Below are 19,362 nucleotides of genomic sequence, written 5' to 3'. Positions count from 1 at the left end.
ATTTTCCCTTAGCGCTGGACAAAAGGTTGGAAGCGAACCTTGATGTGGTGGATTTCGGCCTTGCCGCTTGAGCTTTCGGCCGGAATGACGAAGGTCTCGTCGACTCGTGCGGCCAGCCGCCGACCCGCGAACGCCGCCTTGGTCAGCACGATGTATGCCGCGTGCACCCGGTCGCCGTCGATCCGGTATTCCGGCGGGGTCGTGTCCGCAAGCAATCGGTACTGAGCTCCGCGACTGAGGCTGCGGCGCAAGTGGTTTCCGGAGAACCCGTTCTTGATGCCTTGCTCGATCCGGGTGCAGCCGGCAGCGAACGGAACGGAGTCACCGTCATGGCTGACGAGCGCGTCGATGTAAGCCCGCGCCGCGGCGACGCGGCTCTCTTCGGAGACGAGCACCGAGAGGCTAGATGCGTTCGATGATGGTGCCGGTCGACAGGGCACCGCCCGCGCACATGGTGATCAGCGCGGTGCTCTGGTCGGTGCGCTCCAGTTCGTGCAGCGCGGTGGTGATCAGCCGGCTGCCGGTGCTGCCCACCGGGTGGCCCAGCGCGATGGCGCCGCCGTTGACGTTCACCTTGTCCATGTCCGGGTTGTGCACCCGGGCCCAGGACAGCACGACCGACGCGAACGCCTCGTTGATCTCGGTGATGTCGATGTCGCCCATCTTCATGCCGGCCTTCTCCAGCACCTTGGCCGTCGACTGCACCGGGCCGTCCAGGTGGTAGTAGGGCTCGGCGCCGACCAGCGCCTGGCTGACGATGCGGGCGCGCGGCCGCAATCCGAGCGCCTTGGCCTTGTCCTCGTCCATCCACAGCACGGCCGCGGCCCCGTCGGAAATCTGCGACGACGTTCCCGCCGTGTGGATCCCACCCTCGATGACCGGCTTCAGCGAGCTCAGGCCCGAGAGGGTGGTGTCGCGCAGGCCCTGGTCGCGGGAGATGGTGACCCGCTCCGACGTCGGTTGCTTGTTCTCGTCGAGCGCCGGCGCCTCGATCGGGGAGATCTCGCGGTCGAAGCGGCCCTCCTCCCACGCCCGTTTGGCCTTGGCCTGCGACTGGTAACCGAATTCGTCGATGTCTTCGCGGGTGATGCCACGCCGCTTGGCGATCCGCTCGGCCGCGGTGAACTGGTCGGGCAGGTCGATGTCCCACGACGCGGGCCGCAGGATGCTGCGGTCGGGACCGGCGTTTGCGCCCAGCCCGACGCGGCTCATCGCCTCGATGCCGCAGGCGATGCCGATGTCGATGGCGCCTGCCGCGATCAGACCGGCGACCAGGCCGTTGGCCTGCTGTCCGCTGCCGCACTGGCAGTCCACGGTCATGGCGCCAACGTGCTCCGGCAGCCCGGCGACCAGCCAGCTGACCCGGCTGATGTTGTTGGACTGCTCGCCGAACTGCGTCACGCAGCCGCCGATCACCTGTTCGACGTCGCCGGCGTCGATGCCGGCCTTCTCCACCAGTGCCTTCTGCACCGCACCAAGCAGCTCGGTGGCGTGCAGGCCTGACAGCCATCCGTTGCGTTTGCCGATGGGGCTGCGGGTGGCTTCGACGATTACCGGGTTACCCATTCCGTCAGGCTAGAACACGTTTCATTAGTCTGACAAGCGACGATGGTGACCTGCCTTTTATCTGCGCAGGAGCCGTGTTTTACTGGCACTAGAACACGTTGCAATTGAGGAGCGCACACATCATGGCACCCCCCAACATTCCCGCCGACTTCGACTTTCTCGACCCGGACGTCAACCTCGCAGGGTTGCCCGTTGAGGAACTCGCCTGGCTGCGCAAGGCGGAGCCGATCCACTGGGTCGACATCCCCAACGGCTCGGGTGGGTTCGAGGACCACGGGTACTGGCTCGTTACCAAGCACGCCGACGTCAAGGAGGTCTCGAAGCGCAGCGACATCTTCTCGAGCTGGCTGAACGGCGCCATCCCGACCTGGCCGCCGGAGATGAAGCGCGAGCAGGTCGAGTTGCAGCGCAGCGTCATGCTCAACATGGACGCCCCCCACCACACCCGGCTGCGCAAGATCATCTCCCGCGGTTTCACGCCGCGGGCCATCGGACGGCTGGAAGCCGAACTGGCCCAGCGCGCCCAGAACATCGCCAAGACCGCGGCGAGCGAGGGTAGCGGCGACTTCGTCGAACAGGTCTCGTGCGAGCTGCCGCTGCAAGCCATCGCGGGCCTGCTCGGCGTTCCCCAGGAGGATCGCGACAAGCTCTTCCGCTGGTCCAACGAGATGACCGGTGGCACCGACCCCGAGTACGCCCACGTCGATCCCGCGCAGTCGTCGATGGAGCTGATCACGTACGCGATGGCCATGGCCGAGGAGCGGGGCAAAAACCCCACCGACGACATCGTCACCACGCTCATCGAGGCCGACATCGAGGGTGAGAAGCTTTCCGACGACGAGTTCGGTTTCTTCGTGGTCATGCTCGCGGTGGCCGGCAACGAGACCACTCGCAACTCGATCACCCACGGAATGATCGCCATGGCGAACAACCCCGATCAATGGGAGCTCTTCAAGAAGGAGCGCCCATCGACCACCGCCGACGAGATCATCCGGTGGGCCACCCCGGTATCGGCCTTCCAGCGCACCGCCAACGAGGACACCGAGTTGGCCGGCGTGCAGATCAAGAAGGGTCAGCGGGTGGTGATGTCCTACCGGTCGGCCAACTTCGACGAAGAGGTCTTCGACGACCCGCACACCTTCAACATCCTGCGCGATCCGAATCCCCACGTCGGCTTCGGCGGCACCGGCGCCCACTACTGCATCGGCGCGAACCTCGCCCGCATGACCATCAACCTGATCTTCAACGCGGTCGCCGACCACATGCCGGACCTCAAGCCGATCGGTGAGCCGGAGCGACTGCGGTCCGGTTGGCTCAACGGGATCAAGCACTGGCAGGTCGACTACACCGGCGCAACTCGGTGACGTCCTGATGGACTTCAATCTCACTGCGACGCAACAGGCCGTCGCCGATGTGGTGACGTCCGTTCTGGACCGCGACCTGAGCTGGGACGCACTGGTCAGTGGGGGCGTGCCCGCACTGCCGGTCCCCGAGCGCCTGGGCGGCGACGGCGTGGGCCTGCCCGAGGTCGCCACGGTGCTGACAGAAGTGGGTCGCCACGGCGCCATTACGCCGGCGCTGGTCACGCTCGGCCTCGGCGTGGTGCCGCTGCTCGACCTGGCCTCCGACGAACAGCAGGATCGGTTCCTGGCCGGCGTCCCGAAGGGCGGCGTGCTGACGGCCGCGCTCAACGAGCCGGGCGCCGCGCTGCCCGACCGGCCGTCGACCACCTTCGCCAACGGCCGGCTGTCGGGTACCAAGGTCGGTGTCGGCTATGCCGGGCAAGCGGATTGGATGATCGTCACCGCCGACAGCGCGGTCGTCGTCGTGTCGCCGAAGGCCGACGGTGTGCAGCTCATCCAGACTCCGACATCCAGCGGCGCCGATGAGTACACGGTGACGTTCGCCGACGTCGCGGTCGCCGACTCCGACGTGCTGGCGGACGCGACGGCGCCCCGGGTCAACCAGTTGGCCCTGGCGGCGATCGGTGCCTACGCCGACGGATTGGTGGCCGGGGCATTGCGCCTCACCGCCGACTACGTGGCCAATCGCAAGCAGTTCGGCAAGCCGCTGTCGACGTTCCAGACGGTGGCCGCCCAGCTCGCCGAGGTGTACATCGCCTCGCGCACCATCGATTTGGCGGCCAAGTCGGTCGTCTGGCGATTGTCCGAAGGACGGGACGCTGACGACGACCTCGATGTGCTCGGATACTGGGTCGCCTCGCAGGCGCCGCCGGTGATGCAAACCTGCCACCACCTGCACGGCGGCATGGGCATGGACATCACCTACCCGATGCACCGGTACTACTCCACAATCAAAGACCTGACCCGGCTGCTGGGCGGGCCTTCTCATCGTCTCGATCTGGTGGGAGCGCAATGTTCATAGACCTGACTCCGGAGCAGCGTCAGCTGCAGGCGGAACTGCGGGAATACTTTTCGAACCTGATCTCGTCCGACGAGATGAAGGCGATGGAGCAGGACCGTCACAACGAGGCCTACCGCGCGGTGATCCGGCGGATGGGCCGGGACGGCAAGCTCGGGGTCGGTTGGCCAAAGGAATTCGGCGGCTTGGGCTTCGGCCCCATCGAGCAGTCGATCTTCGTCAACGAGGCGCATCGGGCCGACGTGCCGCTGCCCGCGGTGACGCTGCAGACGGTCGGCCCGACCCTGCAGCAGTTCGGCACCGAGGCGCAGAAGAAGAAGTTCCTGCCGGCGATTCTGGCCGGCGAGGTGCACTTCGCGATCGGCTACAGCGAGCCCGAGGCGGGGACGGACCTGGCCTCCCTGCGGACCGCCGCCGTGCGGCAAGGGGACGAATACATCGTCAACGGCCAGAAGATGTGGACCACCGGCGGGCATGACGCGGACTACATCTGGCTGGCCTGCCGGACGGACCCGGAAGCCGTGAAGCACAAGGGTATTTCGATCCTGATCGTCGACACCAAGGATCCCGGTTACTCCTGGACGCCGGTCATCCTGTCCGACGGCGCCCACCACACCAACGCCACGTACTACAACGACGTCCGGGTGCCCGCCGACATGCTGGTCGGCGAGGAGAACGGCGGGTGGAAACTGATCACCACCCAGCTCAACAACGAACGGGTCATGCTGGGCCCCGCGGGCCGCACCGCCGGCATTTACGACCGGGTGCAGGCCTGGGCGTCGAAGCCGGGTGCCGACGGCGTCACACCGATCGACCACGCCGACGTCAAGCGGGCGCTCGGTGAGATCCACGCGATGTGGCGGATCAACGAGCTGCTGAACTGGCAGGTCGCCGCCGCCGGCGAGGACATCAACGTGGCTGACGCCGCATCGACGAAAGTCTTTGGCACGGAGCGTATTCAGTACATCGGCCGGCTCGCCGAAGAGATCGTCGGCAAGTACGGCAACCCGGCCGAGCCGGAGACCGCCGAGCTGCTCAACTGGCTGGACTCGCAGACCAAGCGCAACCTGGTGATCACCTTCGGTGGAGGCGTGAACGAAGTCATGCGGGAAATGATCGCGGCCGCCGGCCTCAAAGTGCCGAGGGTGCCCAGGTGACCGACATCCAGGAAGCGATCGCGGAGATCAAGGCGGCCGGGGGTCCGAAGCCGCGCGCCGGCCGCGATCCGGTGAACCAGCCGATGATCAACAACTGGGTGGAGGCCATCGGCGACGTCAACCCGATCTATGTCGACGAGGCTGCCGCGCGAGCCGTCGGACACCCGGGAATCGTGGCCCCGCCGGCCATGATTCAGGTGTGGACCATGTTCGGCCTGAGCGGGGAACGGCCTAAGGACGACCCGATGGGTCCGATCATGCAGTTGTTCGACGACGCCGGTTACATCGGCGTCGTCGCCACGAACTGTGAGCAGACCTATCACCGTTACCTGCAGCCGGGCGAGCACGTCAGCATCACCTCGGAGATGGGTGACGTAGTCGGACCCAAGCAGACCGGTTTGGGCGAGGGCTATTTCATCAACCAGCACATCATCTGGAGGGTCGGGGACGAGGACGTCGCCGAGATGAATTGGCGCATCCTCAAATTCAGGCCGCGTGAGACCGCTGAGCAGGCGTCGTCGGTGCCGACGGATCTCGACCCCGATGCCATGATGCGTCCCTCGTCGTCGCGCGACACGGCGTTCTTCTGGGAGGGCGTCAAGGAGCACGAGCTGCGGATCCAGCGGCGGCCCGACGGCAGCCTGCAGCACCCGCCGGTGCCCGCCGTCTGGCAGGACAAGGCCGCCCCGATCGACTACGTGGTGGCCAGCGGCAAGGGCACGGTCTTCAGTTTCGTGGTGCACCACGCACCGAAGGTGCCCGGGCGCACGCTGCCTTTCGTCATCGCGTTGGTCGAGCTCGAAGAGGGCGTGCGGATGCTGGGCGAGCTGCGGGGCGCGGACCCGGGCTCTGTGACGATCGGAATGCCGGTGCGCGCAACCTATATCGACTTCCCGGCCGGTGACGCCGGCCCCGAGTGGACCCTGTACGCATGGGAGCCAGACGCATGAGCGCCCCGACCATCGAAGTGGGCACCGTACTGCCGGAGCTGAAGCTGCACGGTGATCCCACCTTTATCATCTCTACGGCCTTGGCCACGCGGGACTTTCAGGACGTGCACCACGACCGCGATCTGGCACAGGCCAAGGGGTCGAAGGACATCTTCGTCAACATCCTGACCGACACCGGGCTGGTGCAGCGCTACGTCACCGACTGGGCCGGCCCGTCGGCGCTGATCAAATCGATCGGGCTGCGGCTCGGGGTGCCGTGGTACGCCTACGACACCGTGACCTTCTCCGGTGAGGTGACCGCCGTGGACGACGGCCTGATCACCGTGAAGGTGTTCGGCCGCAACAGCCTTGGTGACCACGTCATCGCGACAGTGACGTTAACGATGGGAGATTCCTGATGTTGTCGGGCAAGGCCGCGATCGTCGGCATCGGCGCCACCGACTTCTCGAAGGACTCCGGCCGAAGCGAATTGCGGTTGGCGGCCGAGGCGGTGCTGGACGCGTTGGACGACGCGGGCCTTTCGCCTTCGGACGTCGACGGGCTGACCACCTTCACGATGGACACCAACAACGAGACCGCGGTGGCCCGCGCGGTCGGCATCGGTGATCTGAAGTTCTTCTCGCAGATCGGTTATGGCGGCGGCGCCGCGTGCGCGACCGTCCAGCAGGCGGCGATGGCCGTCGCCACCGGGGTGGCCGACGTCGTGGTGGCGTACCGGGCGTTCAACGAGCGGTCGGGCATGCGGTTCGGCCAGGTCCAGACCCGGTTGGCGGGAGACGCTCGCGCGCAGGCGGATTCGACCGCGGCGGACAATTCCTTCTCCTACCCGCACGGCCTCTCCACACCGGCCGCGCAAGTCGCCATGATCGCCCAGCGCTACATGCACCTGTCCGGCGCGACCAGCCGCGACTTCGGCGCCATCTCGGTGGCCGACCGCAAGCACGCCGCCAAGAACCCGAAGGCGTACTTCTACGAGAAGCCGATCACCATTGAGGACCACCAGAATTCGCGGTGGATCGCCGAGCCGCTGCGGCTGCTGGACTGCTGCCAGGAAACCGACGGCGCGGTCGCGATCGTGGTGACCTCACCCGAGCGGGCGCGCGACCTCAAGCAGCGACCGGCCGTCATCGAGGCGGCATCGCAGGGCTCCAGTCCCGACCAGTACACGATGGTCAGCTACTACCGACCGGAACTGGGCCTGCCCGAGATGGGCGTGGTGGGGAAGCAGCTGTGGCAGCAATCCGGCCTGCGGCCGTCGGACATCCAGACCGCAATCTTGTACGACCACTTCACCCCCTTCACGCTGATTCAGTTGGAGGAGTTGGGATTCTGCGGCAAGGGCGAGGCCAAGGACTTCATCGCCGACGGCGCGATCGAAGTTGGCGGCCGGCTTCCCATCAACACGCATGGCGGTCAGCTCGGTGAGGCCTACATCCACGGCATGAACGGCATCGCCGAGGGTGTGCGGCAATTGCGCGGTACGTCGGTGAACCCGGTACCCGACGTCGAACACGTCCTCGTCACCGCGGGCACGGGCGTCCCCACGTCGGGCTTGATCCTGGGCTAGCGCTTTCTAGGCCTCACCCCTTCCCGCCGAGTGTGAAGTTAGTTTCACGCTGGTCGTCGAGTGTGAAACTAACTTCACACTCATGAGTGAAGTGACGCTGCGCTTGACTCATGCAACGCTCCCGTCATGGGGGAGCCGTTCCTTGGCAGTGAAGCCGTTGCCCGAGGCGCTTTGACTAGAGGCCAGCTGAGCGCTGGTTACACCCGACTTTTCCGCGACGTGTACGTCAGTCGGGATGCAGAAGTGACGGCCACTCTGCGCGCCAGGGCCGGATGGTTGTGGACTGGGCGTCAGGGCGTGGTCGCCGGGTTCTCCGCCGCGGCGCTGCACGGGAGCAAATGGGTCGATGACGCGGCCGTGGTTGACCTTTTTCACGACAACCGCCACCGTCACGCTGGGATCAGAGTTCATGGAGACCGCGTTGAGGAAGATGAAACTGTTGTCATAGGGGGCATCTCGGTGACGTCGGCAGCCAGGACCGCCCTGGACCTAGGCTGCTGGTATCCGACTATTGCGGCGGTTGCCGGCATTGATGCATTGGCTCGTGCAACCCAAATCAAGACGGCGGATGTCGAGCTGCTCGTGGAAAGGTACTCAGGCCGCCGAGGCATCGTCCAGGCAAGGGAGGCAGTCGCACTCTTCGACAGTGGGGCGCAGTCTCCTAAGGAGTCTTGGCTGCGCATCGTGCTGATCCAGGCGGGCCTGCCGAGGCCGCAGACGCAGATTCCAGTGCTCAATGAATTCGGCAGTGCGATCGCCTATCTGGACATGGGCTGGGAGGACGTCAAAGTCGCGGTCGAGTATGACGGTGATCATCATCGGACTGATCGCCGTCAGTATGGCTGGGATATTCGTCGGGCCGAAATGCTGCAGCGACGCGGCTGGATCGTAATAAGGGTGGTCACCGGTGACCGGCCCCGCGACATCATCCACAGGGTGCGCGCGGCTCGTGCCGGTCGAGCGTAAAACTAATTTCACACTCGAGGCCCAATGTGAAGCTAACTTCACACTCGGTGGACACGGCGGGACGGCGGGTCGGCGGGTCGGCGGGTCGGCGGCGCACGGGGAAGAAACCTACGCCGGCACCAGCTCTACGCCGCTCAAGACCACCGCGTTGTCGCGCGAAGGAGCGACAACGCTGGCCACGAAACGCCCATCTTCCTTCCAGACGTTGACGCGCAACGTCTCCCCGGGGAACGCCACACCGGCGAAGCGTGCACCGTAGGCGGCCACCGCGCCGGCGTCGCCGTCCAGCAGCGTGTCCACGATGGCCTTACACGTCATGCCGTACGTGCACAGGCCGTGCAGGATGGGCTGCGAAAAGCCTGCAGCCGCAGCGAATTCCGGGTCGGAGTGCAGCGGGTTGCGGTCCCCGCAGAGCCGGTAGAGCAGCGCCTGCTGCGGCAGGATCGGCACCGCGACCTCGACATCGGGCGCCCGGTCCGGTGCCGGGTCCGACGTGGACGGCCCGCGCTCGCCGCCGAATCCGCCTTCGCCACGGGCGAAGATGGACCGCCGCTGGGTCCACAGCAGCGTGCCGTCGGGCGCGCTGACCGTCGTCTCGCTCCAGATCACCGCGGCCTTGCCCTTGTCCCAGATGTCGGTGAACCTGGTGACGGCGCGAGCGGATCCGGAGGGCGGCAGCGGCCCGGGCACCTCAACCCGCTCGCTGGCGTGCAACACCTTGCCCAGCTCGATGTCGATGCCGGGGAATTGCACGGTCGGTGGCTTGGTCATGTGAAACGAGGCCGCCACGTTGCCGAACGTCGGCAGGACCTGCGGTGTGTCGTCAACGAGGTAACGCAGTTCGCGCGGATCCATCGGATCCTTGCCGGCCCCCAACGCCAAGTGGTAGAGCTGCACATCGCTGCTCGTCCAAGCGAAGTCGATCGGATCCAGCTCGGCGGCCAGCGCGACGTCTACATCGATGGGCATGTCAGTTTTCCCCCGCGATGTGCAGTGCGGCCAAGTAACCGAACGTCATGGCCGGGCCAATCGTGCCGCCCGGGCCCGGGTAGGTGTGACCCATCACCGGGGCACTGACATTGCCTGCGGCGTAGAGGCCTTCGATGATCGATCCGTCGTCGCGCAGCGCACGGCCGTGGACGTCGGTGCGGACGCCGCCCTTCGTGCCCAGGTCTCCGGGCACCATCTTGGCGGCGTAGTACGGCGCGTGCGTGAGCTCGCCGAGGTTGGGGTTGGGCTTGTTGGTTGGGTCGCCGTAGTAACGGTCGTACGCGCTCTCGCCGCGGTGGTAATCCTCGTCGACGCCGGACCGGGCGAAGCCGTTGAATCGCTGCACCGTGGCCTGAAACTCGGCCGCCGGAAGGCCGGCCTTTTGGGCGAGCTCCTCGAGCGTGTCGGCCTGGATGATGACCCCGGACTCCAGCCACTTGCGGGGAATGCGTTGCCCCGGCTGCAATCCCGCGAAAATGTAGCGGTCGCGGTATTGCTGGTCGAACACCAGCCACGCCGGAATGTTCTCGCCCGGCCCCGACCCCTGGCCGAATTCCCCGCCGTACATGTGGTGGCAGGCCTCGACGTAGGGCATCGACTCGTTCATGAACCGCTTGCCCGACATGTTCACGATGATCGATCCCGGCGAATTGCGTTCCGACAGCGCGAACCACGGTGCGCCCACCAGCGGAACCGTGGGGCCCCACCAGGCGTCTTCCATCAGTTCCAGTGCGGCACCCAGCTTTTCGGCGGCCACGATGCCGTCGCCGGTGTTCGCCTTAGCGCCCACGGTCCACTCGGTGGTGATCGGCGCGCGCTGGTACTTCACGCGCATCTGTTCGTTGTGCTCGAAGCCGCCGGAGGCGAGGATCACCCCGCGCCGGGCTCGGATGAGGCGCGGCTCCGACGACTCGGATGCCCCGCTATCGCGGACATACACCCCACGCACCACGCCGTCCTCGACGTACAGGTCGGTCAGCGCGGTGTTGAGCAACACCGGAACGCCCGCCCGCTGGAGCCCGATCCGCAGTGGGCCGATCAACGCCCGGCCCATGCCGACGAGGTTCTTACCGGTCGCCTTCGCCCACATCGTGCGGGCGCCGACCTTCAGGCTGCGCAGCACGCCCCGAGGGTGTCGCTTGAGCTGGTTCAGCCGCACGTAGTCCTGTTGCATCACAACCACGTTGAGCGGCACCTTGCCGTATGCCGGCTCCAGACCGGCCTCGTCGGGTCCGAGCTTGCGGGCGTCGAACGGCTTCGGTTCGATCGAGCGGCCTTCCGCGCGCCCGCCCGGCGCCTCCGGGTAGTAGTCCGAGTAGCGCGGAACCCAGCACATCTTCAGCGGCGTGTGCTTCAGCACGAACGACAGCATCTCGGGTCCGCGGTCGAGGTAGGTGTCGATGCGTTCCGGCTCGACGACGTTGCCGACGATCCCGTGCAGGTAGGTCCGGGCCGCCTCGGGGTTGTCCCGGACGCCGTCACGCTTGAGGATCTCGTTGTTGGGAATCCAGACGCCCCCACCCGACCGCGCGGTCGAGCCCCCAAAGTGCGCAGCTTTCTCGATGACTACTGTGGAAAGGCCCCGGTGAGCGGCGGTAAGGGCAGCGACCATGCCGGCTCCGCCGCTCCCGACCACGACGACGTCGAGCTCCTGTGCTGTCATGTAGAACACGTTATAGAATTGCCCGGGCCGGGCGCTACTGGGCCGGTCACACGAATGAGGAGACTTCCGCAGATGCTCAGTGTTGCGACGCGAGACGAGCTCGCTGCCGACTTGGCGCAGGCTGAGCGGAGCCGCGAGCCGATCGCGCCGCTGACTGCCGCCTACCCCGACATCGACGTCGTCGACGCCTACGAAATCCAGCTGATCAACATTCGTCAGCGGGTCGCCGAGGGAGCCCGCGTGCTGGGCCACAAGGTGGGCCTGTCGTCGAAGGCGATCCAGCAGATGATGGGGGTCGACGAGCCGGACTACGGGCATTTGCTGGACGAGATGCAACTGTTCGAAGACACGCCGGTCAAGGCGAGCCGCTACCTGTGGCCGAGGGTCGAGGTCGAGGTCGGTTTCATCCTGAACGCCGACCTGCCGGGAGCCAGCTGCACCGAGGAGGACGTGCTGGCGGCCACCGAGGCGCTGGTCCCTTCGATCGAGTTGATCGACACCAGGATCACCGACTGGAAGATCGAGTTGTGCGACACCATCGCCGACAACGCCTCGTCCGCCGGCTTCGTGCTCGGCAAGGGGCGCGTCTCGCCGCGCGACATCGACGTCAAAGGAATCGATGCGGTCCTCAGCTGCAACGGCGAGGTCGTGGCCAAGGGCCGCACCGACGCGGTGCTGGGCAACCCGGTCACCGCGGTGGCTTGGCTGGCCCGCAAGGTGGAGGGCTTCGGCGTACGGCTGCGCAAAGGCGACCTGGTGCTTCCCGGATCGTGCACGCGAGCGATCGACGCGCACGCCGGAGACCAGTTCGTGGCCGACTTCACGGGCCTGGGTTCTGTTCAATTGTCGTTCGAATAGTCTCGAATTAAATCGTCGGACTTAAATATCGAGAGCTTCGCAAAGGAGCGTCATGCCGGCTAAGGCGAGTGTGGCCATTGTCGGGTCGGGAAACATCAGCACTGACCTGCTCTACAAATTGTTGCGGTCGGATTGGTTGGAGCCGCGCTGGATGGTGGGCATCGACCCGGACAGCGAAGGCCTGGCACGGGCCCGCAAGCTGGGGTTGGAGACCACCCACGAAGGGGTGGACTGGCTGCTGGCGCAGTCGGAGAAACCCGACCTGGTGTTCGAGGCGACCAGCGCCTACGTGCACCGCGACGCCGCGCCGAAGTATGAGGCGGCGGGAATCCGCGCGATCGATTTGACGCCGGCCGCGGTGGGTCCGGCGGTCATCCCGCCGGCCAACCTGCGGCAGCACCTGGATGCGCCGAACGTCAACATGATCACCTGCGGGGGTCAGGCGACCATCCCGATCGTGTACGCGGTCAGTCGCGCATTGGTCGATCAGGGCGGCGTGCCGTACGCCGAGATCGTGGCGTCGGTGGCGTCGGTGTCGGCGGGGCCGGGCACCCGCGCCAACATCGACGAATTCACCAAGACCACCAGCAAGGGTGTGGAAACGATCGGCGGCGCCAAGCGTGGCAAGGCGATCATCATCCTCAACCCCGCAGACCCGCCGATGATCATGCGCGACACCATCTTCTGCGCCATCCCCGAAGACGCCGACCGGGACGCGATCGCCAAATCCATCCACGACGTCGTGGCCGAGGTGCAGACCTACGTGCCGGGATATCGGCTGCTCAACGAGCCGCAGTTCGACGAGCCGTCGATCAACTCCGGCGGCCAGGCGGTCGTCACCACGTTCGTCGAGGTCGAGGGCGCAGGCGATTACCTGCCCCCGTACGCGGGCAACCTGGACATCATGACCGCCGCGGCCACCAAGGTCGGCGAGGAGATCGCCAAGGAGTCACTATCCGCTACGGCGCCGGGAGCGCAGGCATGAGTACGCACGACATCTTCTTCAACCCGATCTGGGACGTGCGGTTGACCGACACGTCGCTGCGGGACGGCTCTCACCACAAACGCCACCAATTCACCAAAGAAGAGGTGGGCGCCATCGTGGCGGCCCTGGACACCGCCGGCGTGCCGGTCATCGAGGTCACCCACGGCGACGGGCTGGGCGGATCGAGCTTCAACTACGGGTTCTCCAAGACGCCCGAGCAGGAGCTGATCAAGCTGGCCGCCGAGACGGCCAAGGAAGCCAAGATCGCCTTTTTGATGCTGCCCGGCGTCGGCACCAAAGAGGACATCAAGGAAGCCCAGAACAACGGCGGCTCGATCTGCCGGATCGCCACCCACTGCACCGAGGCGGATGTGTCGATCCAGCACTTCGGCCTGGCGCGCGAGCTGGGGCTGGAGACCGTCGGGTTCCTGATGATGAGCCACACCATCTCGCCGGAAAAGCTCGCCGCCCAGGCCCGCATCATGGCCGACGCGGGCTGCCAGTGCGTCTACGTGGTGGACTCGGCCGGCGCGCTGGTTCTCGAGGGGGTCCGCGACCGGGTGGCCGCGCTGGTCGCCGAGCTTGGCGATGACGCCCAGGTCGGTTTCCACGGGCACGAGAACCTCGGGCTCGGGGTGGCCAACACCGTGGAGGCCGTTCGGGCGGGCGCCAAGCAGATCGACGGCTCGTGTCGGCGGTTCGGCGCCGGCGCGGGCAACGCGCCCGTCGAGGCGCTCATCGGGGTGTTCGACAAGATCGGCGTGAAGACGGGTATCGACTTCTTCGACATCGCCGACGCCGCCGAAGAGGTGGTCGCACCGGCCATGCCGGCCGAGTGTCTGCTGGACCGCAATGCGCTGATCATGGGCTACTCCGGGGTGTACTCGAGCTTCCTCAAGCACGCCATCCGCCAGTCCGAGCGCTACGGCGTGCCCGCCCACCAGCTGCTGCACCGTGCGGGCCAGCGCAAGCTCATCGGCGGCCAGGAAGACCAGCTCATCGACATCGCGCTGGAGATCAAGCGCGAGCAAGAAAGCGGCGCCGCCGCCTCACGCTGACCACTGGTTCCTGAGCTCCGGAACGCACAGCCTACGCAAAGCTGCCGCGAGTATTCTGGCGCGCATGAGCACATCCAACACAGTCGGCGCCCGCCGCCACGGGCTGTACGGCCTGCTCGTCGGGGGGCTAATGACCGCTGCCGCCGCCGCGGTGATCGCGGTGCCACTGGCGGGCACAGTCAACGCGGCTCCGCAGTGCAATCAGACGGTCGGCAATTCCATCGACTCGTACCTGAAGCAGCATCCGCAGCTCCACCAGCAGCTGCAGGCCAAGTCTCAGGCGGAGGGCGGCAACGGCAACGTCATGGACTACCTGAATCGGCATCCCGACGTGCGGCAGCATCTGATCGACCTGTCGCAGCAGTGCGCACCTTAGCGAGTCGGCCTCGTCTTTGAACGTGCGGCCGACGCGCGGGAATGTTCGCCATTGACGAAAAAGTAGAACACGTTCTAGCGTCTAGGCGTGTTCTCTGATCCTCTCACCTCAGCGATCGTCGAAGCCGAGAAACTGGTCGCCGACGCACCCTTCATCGAGACCGAAGCAGACCTGCTCGAAGGGCTGCAGTATCTGGCGGGCTGCGTTTCGGCCTGCATCCACCTAGCCTTCGACTACGACCGGGACCACCCGTTCCTGCAGTCAGGAACCGGGCCGTTCACCAAGATGGGCCTGGACAACCCCGACACTCTCTACTTCGGCACCCGGGTGCACGCCAATCACGACTATGTCGTCACCGGCAAGCGCGGCACCACGACCGATCTGAGCTTCCAGCTGCTCGGCGGGGAATACACCGACGACAACGTGCCGGCCAGCCAAGCGGCGTTCGACGACCGTGAGCTAGACATCGCCGCGGACGGCAGCTTCGAGTGGCGGGTGCGGCCCACCAGCAACGGGCAGCTGGTCATCCGCGAGGTCTATGGTGACTGGTCGGCACAGCGCGGGACGCTGGCCATCTCCCGGCTGGACACCGCGGGTACCGCCCCGCCCCCGCTGACCCGCGAGACCATCGAAAAGCGTTACGCCACGGCCGGAAAGCAACTTGTTAACCGGGTGAAGACCTGGCTGCAATTCCCGCAATGGTTCTATCTCGACCTGCCGGTCAACACGATGGTCGCGCCCCGGCTGACGCCGGGCGGTCTGGCGACGCAATATTCGTCGGTGGGCCACTACGACCTGCGGCCCGATCAGGCGCTGGTGATCACCATCCCGGTCTCCGACGCACCCTACCTCGGCTTCCAACTCGGCAGCCTGTGGTACATCTCGCTGGACTACATCAACCACCAGACGTCGCTGAACAACACTCAGGCGCAAGCGGATCCGGACGGAAAGGTGCGCATCGTCGTGGCCGACCAGAACCCGGGTGTGACGAACTGGGTGGAGACGCTGAACCATCGGCGGGGCTTCCTGCAGTTCCGCTGGCAGCGGGTGTCCCGTCAACTCACCGAGGCCGACGGCCCCACCGTGGAGCTGGTCGACTTCGACGCCATACCGGCCGCGTTGCCCTACTTCGAGCACAATAAGATTTCCGATGACGAGTGGCGTGCGCGAATAGCGCTGCGTCAACAACAAATTGCGGCCAGGATGCTGGGGTGACGATGTCAGAAATGCTCGACGGCAAGGTCGTCGTCATCAGTGGCGTGGGACCGGGGCTCGGCACCACCCTGGCGCACCGGTGCTCCCGGGACGGCGCCGACCTGGTGCTGGCAGCGCGCACCGTGGAGCGACTGGAAAGTGTCGCCAAACAGATCAACGACACCGGGCACAAGGCACTGGCGGTGCGTGCCGATATCACCGACGACGACGAAGTCAACTACCTCGTCGAGACCACGATGGCGACCTACGGCAAGGTCGACGTGCTGATCAACAACGCGTTCCGGGTGCCGTCCATGAAACCGTTGGCCGGCACCAGCTTCCAGCACATCCGTGACGCGATCGAGCTGAGCGCGCTCGGCGCGTTACGGCTCATCCAGGCCTTCACGCCCGCGCTGGAGTCCTCGCACGGATCGATCGTCAACGTCAACTCCATGGTGCTACGGCACTCTCAGGCCAAATACGGCGCCTACAAGATGGCCAAGTCGGCGTTGCTGTCCATGTCGCAATCGCTGGCCACCGAATTGGGTGAGAAGGGGATCCGCGTCAATTCCGTTGCCCCCGGCTATATCTGGGGTGAGACGTTGCAGGCTTATTTCGAGCACCAGGCTGGCAAGTACGGCACCACGGCGGACCAGATCTACGCGGCTACCGCGGCGAACTCCGACCTGAAGCGCCTGCCCACCGAAGACGAGGTGGCCTCGGCGATCCTATTCCTGGCCAGCGATCTGTCGAGCGGCATCACCGGACAGACCCTGGATGTCAACTGCGGGGAGTACCACAACTGATGTCCGATCGCACCGATATCGGCACCGTCGACGAACTGCATGCATCCGCCACCAAGGTGACCGGCCTCGACGACTTCGGCGCCGACGACGACAACTACCTCGAAGCGCTGGAGGTGCTGCTGGATTCCTACCGGCGCGAAGCCGGCCTAACGGTGTTGGGCAGCAAGATGAATCGGTTCTTCCTGCGCGGCGCGCTGGTGGCCAGGTTGCTGTCCGAGGCTTCGTGGAAGCAGTACCCGCAGCACGCCGACGTAGTGATCGAACGCCCGATCTTCGTCACCGGCCTGGTGCGCACCGGCACCACCGCGCTGCACCGCCTGCTCGGCGCCGACCCCGCTCATCAGGGCCTGCACATGTGGCTGGCCGAATTCCCGCAGCCGCGTCCACCGCGCGAAACCTGGGATTCGCACCCGCTTTATCGCCAACTCGACGCGCAATTCAACCAGCACCACCGGGACAATCCGGGTTACACCGGACTGCACTTCATGGCCGCGTACGAACTAGAGGAGTGCTGGCAGCTGCTTCGGCAATCGCTGCATTCGGTGTCCTACGAGACGTTGGCGCACGTGCCCACCTACGCGCAGTGGCTGTCGCAGCAGGATTGGACGCCGTCCTACCAGCGGCATCGGAAGAACCTCCAGCTGATTGGACTCAACGACGTCGAAAAGCGTTGGGTGCTGAAGAATCCCAGCCATCTGTTCGCGTTGGACGCCTTGATGGCAACGTATCCCGACGCGCTGGTGATTCAGACGCACCGGCCGGTCGAGACCATCATGGCATCGATGTGCTCGCTTGCCCAGCACACCGCGGAGGGATGGTCGACGTCGTTCGACGGAGCTCAAATCGGCGCTGACGCAATGGACACCTGGTCGCGTGGGCTGGAGCGCTTCAACACCGCCCGCGCCAAATACTCGCCGGCCCAGTTCTATGACGTCGACTACAAGGAACTGATCGCCGATCCGATCGGCACGGTGGCCGACATCTATCGGCACTTCGGTTTGACGCTGACCGATGAGGCGAAGGCGGCGATGGAAAAGACGCACGCCGACAGCCAGTCCGGCGAGCGGGCGCCGAAACATCGGTACTCGCTGGCCGATTACGGGCTGACCACCGAAACGGTGAAGGAACGCTTCGCCGGGCTGTAGATCAGTCCTCGGGCGCCGGCTCGGCCAGATAGCCCTCCGCAACGGCGTGTTCGATGCTGTCGCTCAGTTTGGGGCACGACCGGATGCGTGCGGTATCGCCACCGGAGTTACGCACCTCGGTGAAGTGCGCGCAGCGCTGCCAGGCTTCGGTGTTCCATTGCACGGCGGTGTGGCCCGGGCCGAGCCTTCGGACGGTGACCGTGACATGGCAGAACCGACAGTCCACCGGAAGCAGCCCCGAACTGAGGTAGCGTTCTCGGTCGGCGCGACTGGCCTCGGCGACGGCGGCGGCCCGTTGCGGATCGTTGGCGAAATCCCTTGACTTCGACCAAGTTCCGCCGTTTCGTTCGGAACTGACCGGTCGCTCGTCGTGATTGTGGTGATCGCCATGCAGCAACAGCATCGACCGAGCGAGCCGATCGACGTCAGGAACCTGATCGCCGGGCATGTCTGTCAGTGTTGCTCCGCGGGAACGTCTTCGGTCTCTTTGGTCTTCAGGTTCTCTTCGACCTCGGCGTTCCAGTACTCGTTGGCGCGCGTAGTGTCCACCTCGATCTCGAAGCGCTCCACCATTTCCGGCTGGATGTCGGCAACGTCGACGTAGAACTGCTGATACCAGCGACGCAGCTGGTAGACGGCGCCGTCCTCCTCGACCAGCAGCGGGTTGTCGATGCGGGTCTTGTGCTTCCAGATTTCGACGTCCTGGAGGAAGCCCTTGCTGACGCCTTCGGTGAACACCCGCGACAGCTTCTCGGTCATCTTTTCGTCCATGCCCTTGGGCTTTTCGACGATGACGCCCCATTGCAGCATGAACGAGTTCTGGGTCACCGGGTAGTGGCAGTTGATCAGGATCGACTCGGCCTTGTATCCGCCGTAGCTGTTGTGCAGCCAGTTGATCATGAAGGACGGCCCGAAATAGGACGCTTCCGAGTCGAGGTGCGCCTCCCCGTATGAGGTGCCCAGGTCGTTGACGTCCGGCCGCCCCACGTTGTGCAGATACTGCGACGCGATGTGCCCCTCGAAAACGTTCTTGAAGTACGTCGGCAAACCGAAGTGAATGTAGAAGAAGTGCGCCATGTCGGTGACGTTATCGATGATGTCGCGGCAGTTCGATCCCTCGATAAGGATCCGGTTCCACCGCCATTCGGTCCACTCGTCGCTGGCCGCTTCCGGGATGTCGGGAATCCGCACCGCCGGGTCCGGCGGGTTCTGCTCGTGGTCATGCCACACGAAGAGCAGGCCGCCACGTACGTCCGTCGTCCACGAGCGGGTGCGCGCCGTCTTGGGTGTGCGCTTGGCGTACGGCACCAGCTTGCAGCGCCCATCGCCACCCCAGCGCCAATCGTGGAACGGGCAGGCCACCTCGTCACCCTTGATGGTGCCTTCCGAAAGGTCCCCACCCATGTGCCGGCAGTAACCGTCCAGCACCTTCAGGTCCCCAGTCGAGTCGGCGAAAACCACCAGCTTGGTACCGAACGCCTCGACGGAGTGCGGCTTACCGTCCTGGAAATCCTTCGCGACGCCCAGGCAGTGCCAGCCCCGGGCGTACCTCGTCGGCAACGCGCCGGGATCGATCTCCCGGATGCCAACCGCTTTGGTGTCGGTACTCACCAGTCACCTCCAACTCACGACCCCTCTAACTAGAACACGTTACAGTTTTGCGGCAGGGGCGCGCAACGACGGCGAGTCTGGCCACGAC

General features: G+C 65.5%; 20 protein-coding genes. 14 read left to right on the top strand and 6 right to left on the bottom strand.

Annotated features, from left to right (window positions below; translation table 11 throughout):
• Positions 1 to 8 precede the first annotated feature (8 nt).
• Together A5697_RS17340 and A5697_RS17335 are read right to left on the bottom strand one after the other, a co-directional pair.
• On the bottom strand, positions 9 to 395 hold the full coding sequence (locus A5697_RS17340; protein WP_068011483.1) for a hypothetical protein: 387 nt from the start codon (positions 393 to 395) through the stop codon (positions 9 to 11).
• Positions 396 to 402: 7 nt separating this feature from the next.
• Positions 403 to 1,566, bottom strand: coding sequence for a steroid 3-ketoacyl-CoA thiolase (locus tag A5697_RS17335; protein ID WP_067943236.1), 1,164 nt, complete (start codon positions 1,564 to 1,566; stop codon positions 403 to 405).
• Between the two features lie 122 nt (positions 1,567 to 1,688).
• Between A5697_RS17335 and A5697_RS17330 the strand changes: the two genes are divergently transcribed.
• The 7 genes from A5697_RS17330 to A5697_RS17300 all read left to right on the top strand — a co-directional run bounded on the left by A5697_RS17330 (position 1,689) and on the right by A5697_RS17300 (position 8,588).
• The gene (locus tag A5697_RS17330) at positions 1,689 to 2,930 is read left to right on the top strand and encodes a cytochrome P450 (RefSeq protein WP_068011482.1); all 1,242 of its coding nucleotides are present in this window, start codon (positions 1,689 to 1,691) and stop codon (positions 2,928 to 2,930) included.
• Between the two features lie 7 nt (positions 2,931 to 2,937).
• On the top strand, positions 2,938 to 3,951 hold the full coding sequence (locus tag A5697_RS17325; protein ID WP_067943232.1) for an acyl-CoA dehydrogenase family protein: 1,014 nt from the start codon (positions 2,938 to 2,940) through the stop codon (positions 3,949 to 3,951).
• Entirely contained in the window at positions 3,942 to 5,105 is a 1,164-nt protein-coding gene (gene fadE29, locus A5697_RS17320) for an acyl-CoA dehydrogenase FadE29 (RefSeq protein WP_067943230.1), read from the top strand. The genes A5697_RS17325 and fadE29 overlap by 10 nt, the downstream gene beginning before the upstream one ends.
• Positions 5,102 to 6,055 carry a bifunctional MaoC family dehydratase N-terminal/OB-fold nucleic acid binding domain-containing protein gene (locus A5697_RS17315; protein WP_068011481.1) on the top strand — a complete coding sequence of 318 codons (954 nt, stop codon included), beginning with the start codon at positions 5,102 to 5,104 and terminating at the stop codon, positions 6,053 to 6,055. Before fadE29 ends, A5697_RS17315 begins: the two co-directional genes overlap by 4 nt.
• Positions 6,052 to 6,453: a MaoC family dehydratase gene (locus A5697_RS17310; protein ID WP_067943225.1), complete on the top strand. Its 402-nt coding sequence runs from the start codon at positions 6,052 to 6,054 to the stop codon at positions 6,451 to 6,453. Before A5697_RS17315 ends, A5697_RS17310 begins: the two co-directional genes overlap by 4 nt.
• Positions 6,453 to 7,622, top strand: coding sequence for a lipid-transfer protein (locus A5697_RS17305; RefSeq protein ID WP_067943223.1), 1,170 nt, complete (start codon positions 6,453 to 6,455; stop codon positions 7,620 to 7,622). The genes A5697_RS17310 and A5697_RS17305 overlap by 1 nt, the downstream gene beginning before the upstream one ends.
• Before the next feature lie 126 nt (positions 7,623 to 7,748).
• Complete coding sequence (locus A5697_RS17300) at positions 7,749 to 8,588, top strand: hypothetical protein (protein ID WP_067943221.1); 840 nt, start codon at positions 7,749 to 7,751, stop codon at positions 8,586 to 8,588.
• A gap of 108 nt (positions 8,589 to 8,696) precedes the next feature.
• Here A5697_RS17300 and A5697_RS17295 read toward each other — a convergent pair whose 3' ends face one another.
• Positions 8,697 to 9,557, bottom strand: coding sequence for a MaoC/PaaZ C-terminal domain-containing protein (locus tag A5697_RS17295; protein ID WP_068011480.1), 861 nt, complete (start codon positions 9,555 to 9,557; stop codon positions 8,697 to 8,699).
• Between the two features lies 1 nt (position 9,558).
• Complete coding sequence (gene kstD / locus A5697_RS17290) at positions 9,559 to 11,241, bottom strand: 3-oxosteroid 1-dehydrogenase (protein ID WP_068011528.1); 1,683 nt, start codon at positions 11,239 to 11,241, stop codon at positions 9,559 to 9,561.
• 72 nt (positions 11,242 to 11,313) lie between these two features.
• Here kstD and A5697_RS17285 point away from each other — a divergent pair, with 72 nt between their 5' ends.
• The 7 genes from A5697_RS17285 (at position 11,314) to A5697_RS17255 (ending at position 17,663) form a co-directional block, all read left to right on the top strand.
• Complete coding sequence (locus tag A5697_RS17285) at positions 11,314 to 12,099, top strand: 2-keto-4-pentenoate hydratase (RefSeq protein WP_068011479.1); 786 nt, start codon at positions 11,314 to 11,316, stop codon at positions 12,097 to 12,099.
• Positions 12,100 to 12,151: 52 nt separating this feature from the next.
• On the top strand, positions 12,152 to 13,084 hold the full coding sequence (locus A5697_RS17280) for an acetaldehyde dehydrogenase (acetylating) (RefSeq protein WP_068011478.1): 933 nt from the start codon (positions 12,152 to 12,154) through the stop codon (positions 13,082 to 13,084).
• Positions 13,081 to 14,142: a 4-hydroxy-2-oxovalerate aldolase gene (gene dmpG / locus A5697_RS17275; RefSeq protein ID WP_068011477.1), complete on the top strand. Its 1,062-nt coding sequence runs from the start codon at positions 13,081 to 13,083 to the stop codon at positions 14,140 to 14,142. The genes A5697_RS17280 and dmpG overlap by 4 nt, the downstream gene beginning before the upstream one ends.
• A 64-nt stretch (positions 14,143 to 14,206) precedes the next feature.
• Positions 14,207 to 14,518, top strand: coding sequence for a hypothetical protein (locus A5697_RS17270; protein ID WP_068011476.1), 312 nt, complete (start codon positions 14,207 to 14,209; stop codon positions 14,516 to 14,518).
• A gap of 87 nt (positions 14,519 to 14,605) precedes the next feature.
• Positions 14,606 to 15,733 carry a hypothetical protein gene (locus A5697_RS17265; protein ID WP_067943209.1) on the top strand — a complete coding sequence of 376 codons (1,128 nt, stop codon included), beginning with the start codon at positions 14,606 to 14,608 and terminating at the stop codon, positions 15,731 to 15,733.
• A gap of 2 nt (positions 15,734 to 15,735) precedes the next feature.
• Entirely contained in the window at positions 15,736 to 16,518 is a 783-nt protein-coding gene (locus tag A5697_RS17260; protein WP_067943207.1) for an SDR family oxidoreductase, read from the top strand.
• Entirely contained in the window at positions 16,518 to 17,663 is a 1,146-nt protein-coding gene (locus A5697_RS17255; protein WP_067943206.1) for a sulfotransferase, read from the top strand. The genes A5697_RS17260 and A5697_RS17255 overlap by 1 nt, the downstream gene beginning before the upstream one ends.
• Before the next feature lies 1 nt (position 17,664).
• Here the strand turns inward: A5697_RS17255 and A5697_RS17250 are convergent, their stop codons facing one another.
• The gene (locus A5697_RS17250; RefSeq protein WP_068011475.1) at positions 17,665 to 18,111 is read right to left on the bottom strand and encodes a hypothetical protein; all 447 of its coding nucleotides are present in this window, start codon (positions 18,109 to 18,111) and stop codon (positions 17,665 to 17,667) included.
• Positions 18,112 to 18,116: 5 nt separating this feature from the next.
• Positions 18,117 to 19,274: a Rieske 2Fe-2S domain-containing protein gene (locus tag A5697_RS17245; RefSeq protein WP_067943202.1), complete on the bottom strand. Its 1,158-nt coding sequence runs from the start codon at positions 19,272 to 19,274 to the stop codon at positions 18,117 to 18,119.
• Between the last annotated feature and the right edge of the window lie 88 nt (positions 19,275 to 19,362).

This window comes from Mycobacterium sp. E3251 (genome assembly GCF_001666835.1).
Taxonomy (GTDB): Bacteria; Actinomycetota; Actinomycetes; order Mycobacteriales; family Mycobacteriaceae; genus Mycobacterium.
This window is presented reverse-complemented; position numbering and strand designations above follow the sequence as displayed.

Coding starts and splice junctions, on each gene's coding strand:
- A5697_RS17305 (WP_067943223.1), top strand. CDS start 6,453: ATGTTGTCGGGCAAGGCCGCGATCGTCGGCATCGGCGCCACCGACTTC.
- A5697_RS17250 (WP_068011475.1), bottom strand. CDS start 18,111: ATGCCCGGCGATCAGGTTCCTGACGTCGATCGGCTCGCTCGGTCGATG.
- A5697_RS17285 (WP_068011479.1), top strand. CDS start 11,314: ATGCTCAGTGTTGCGACGCGAGACGAGCTCGCTGCCGACTTGGCGCAG.
- A5697_RS17310 (WP_067943225.1), top strand. CDS start 6,052: ATGAGCGCCCCGACCATCGAAGTGGGCACCGTACTGCCGGAGCTGAAG.
- A5697_RS17330 (WP_068011482.1), top strand. CDS start 1,689: ATGGCACCCCCCAACATTCCCGCCGACTTCGACTTTCTCGACCCGGAC.
- A5697_RS17335 (WP_067943236.1), bottom strand. CDS start 1,566: ATGGGTAACCCGGTAATCGTCGAAGCCACCCGCAGCCCCATCGGCAAA.
- fadE29 (WP_067943230.1), top strand. CDS start 3,942: ATGTTCATAGACCTGACTCCGGAGCAGCGTCAGCTGCAGGCGGAACTG.
- A5697_RS17260 (WP_067943207.1), top strand. CDS start 15,736: ATGTCAGAAATGCTCGACGGCAAGGTCGTCGTCATCAGTGGCGTGGGA.
- A5697_RS17295 (WP_068011480.1), bottom strand. CDS start 9,557: ATGCCCATCGATGTAGACGTCGCGCTGGCCGCCGAGCTGGATCCGATC.
- dmpG (WP_068011477.1), top strand. CDS start 13,081: ATGAGTACGCACGACATCTTCTTCAACCCGATCTGGGACGTGCGGTTG.
- A5697_RS17255 (WP_067943206.1), top strand. CDS start 16,518: ATGTCCGATCGCACCGATATCGGCACCGTCGACGAACTGCATGCATCC.
- A5697_RS17325 (WP_067943232.1), top strand. CDS start 2,938: ATGGACTTCAATCTCACTGCGACGCAACAGGCCGTCGCCGATGTGGTG.
- kstD (WP_068011528.1), bottom strand. CDS start 11,241: ATGACAGCACAGGAGCTCGACGTCGTCGTGGTCGGGAGCGGCGGAGCC.
- A5697_RS17270 (WP_068011476.1), top strand. CDS start 14,207: ATGAGCACATCCAACACAGTCGGCGCCCGCCGCCACGGGCTGTACGGC.
- A5697_RS17300 (WP_067943221.1), top strand. CDS start 7,749: ATGGGGGAGCCGTTCCTTGGCAGTGAAGCCGTTGCCCGAGGCGCTTTG.
- A5697_RS17280 (WP_068011478.1), top strand. CDS start 12,152: ATGCCGGCTAAGGCGAGTGTGGCCATTGTCGGGTCGGGAAACATCAGC.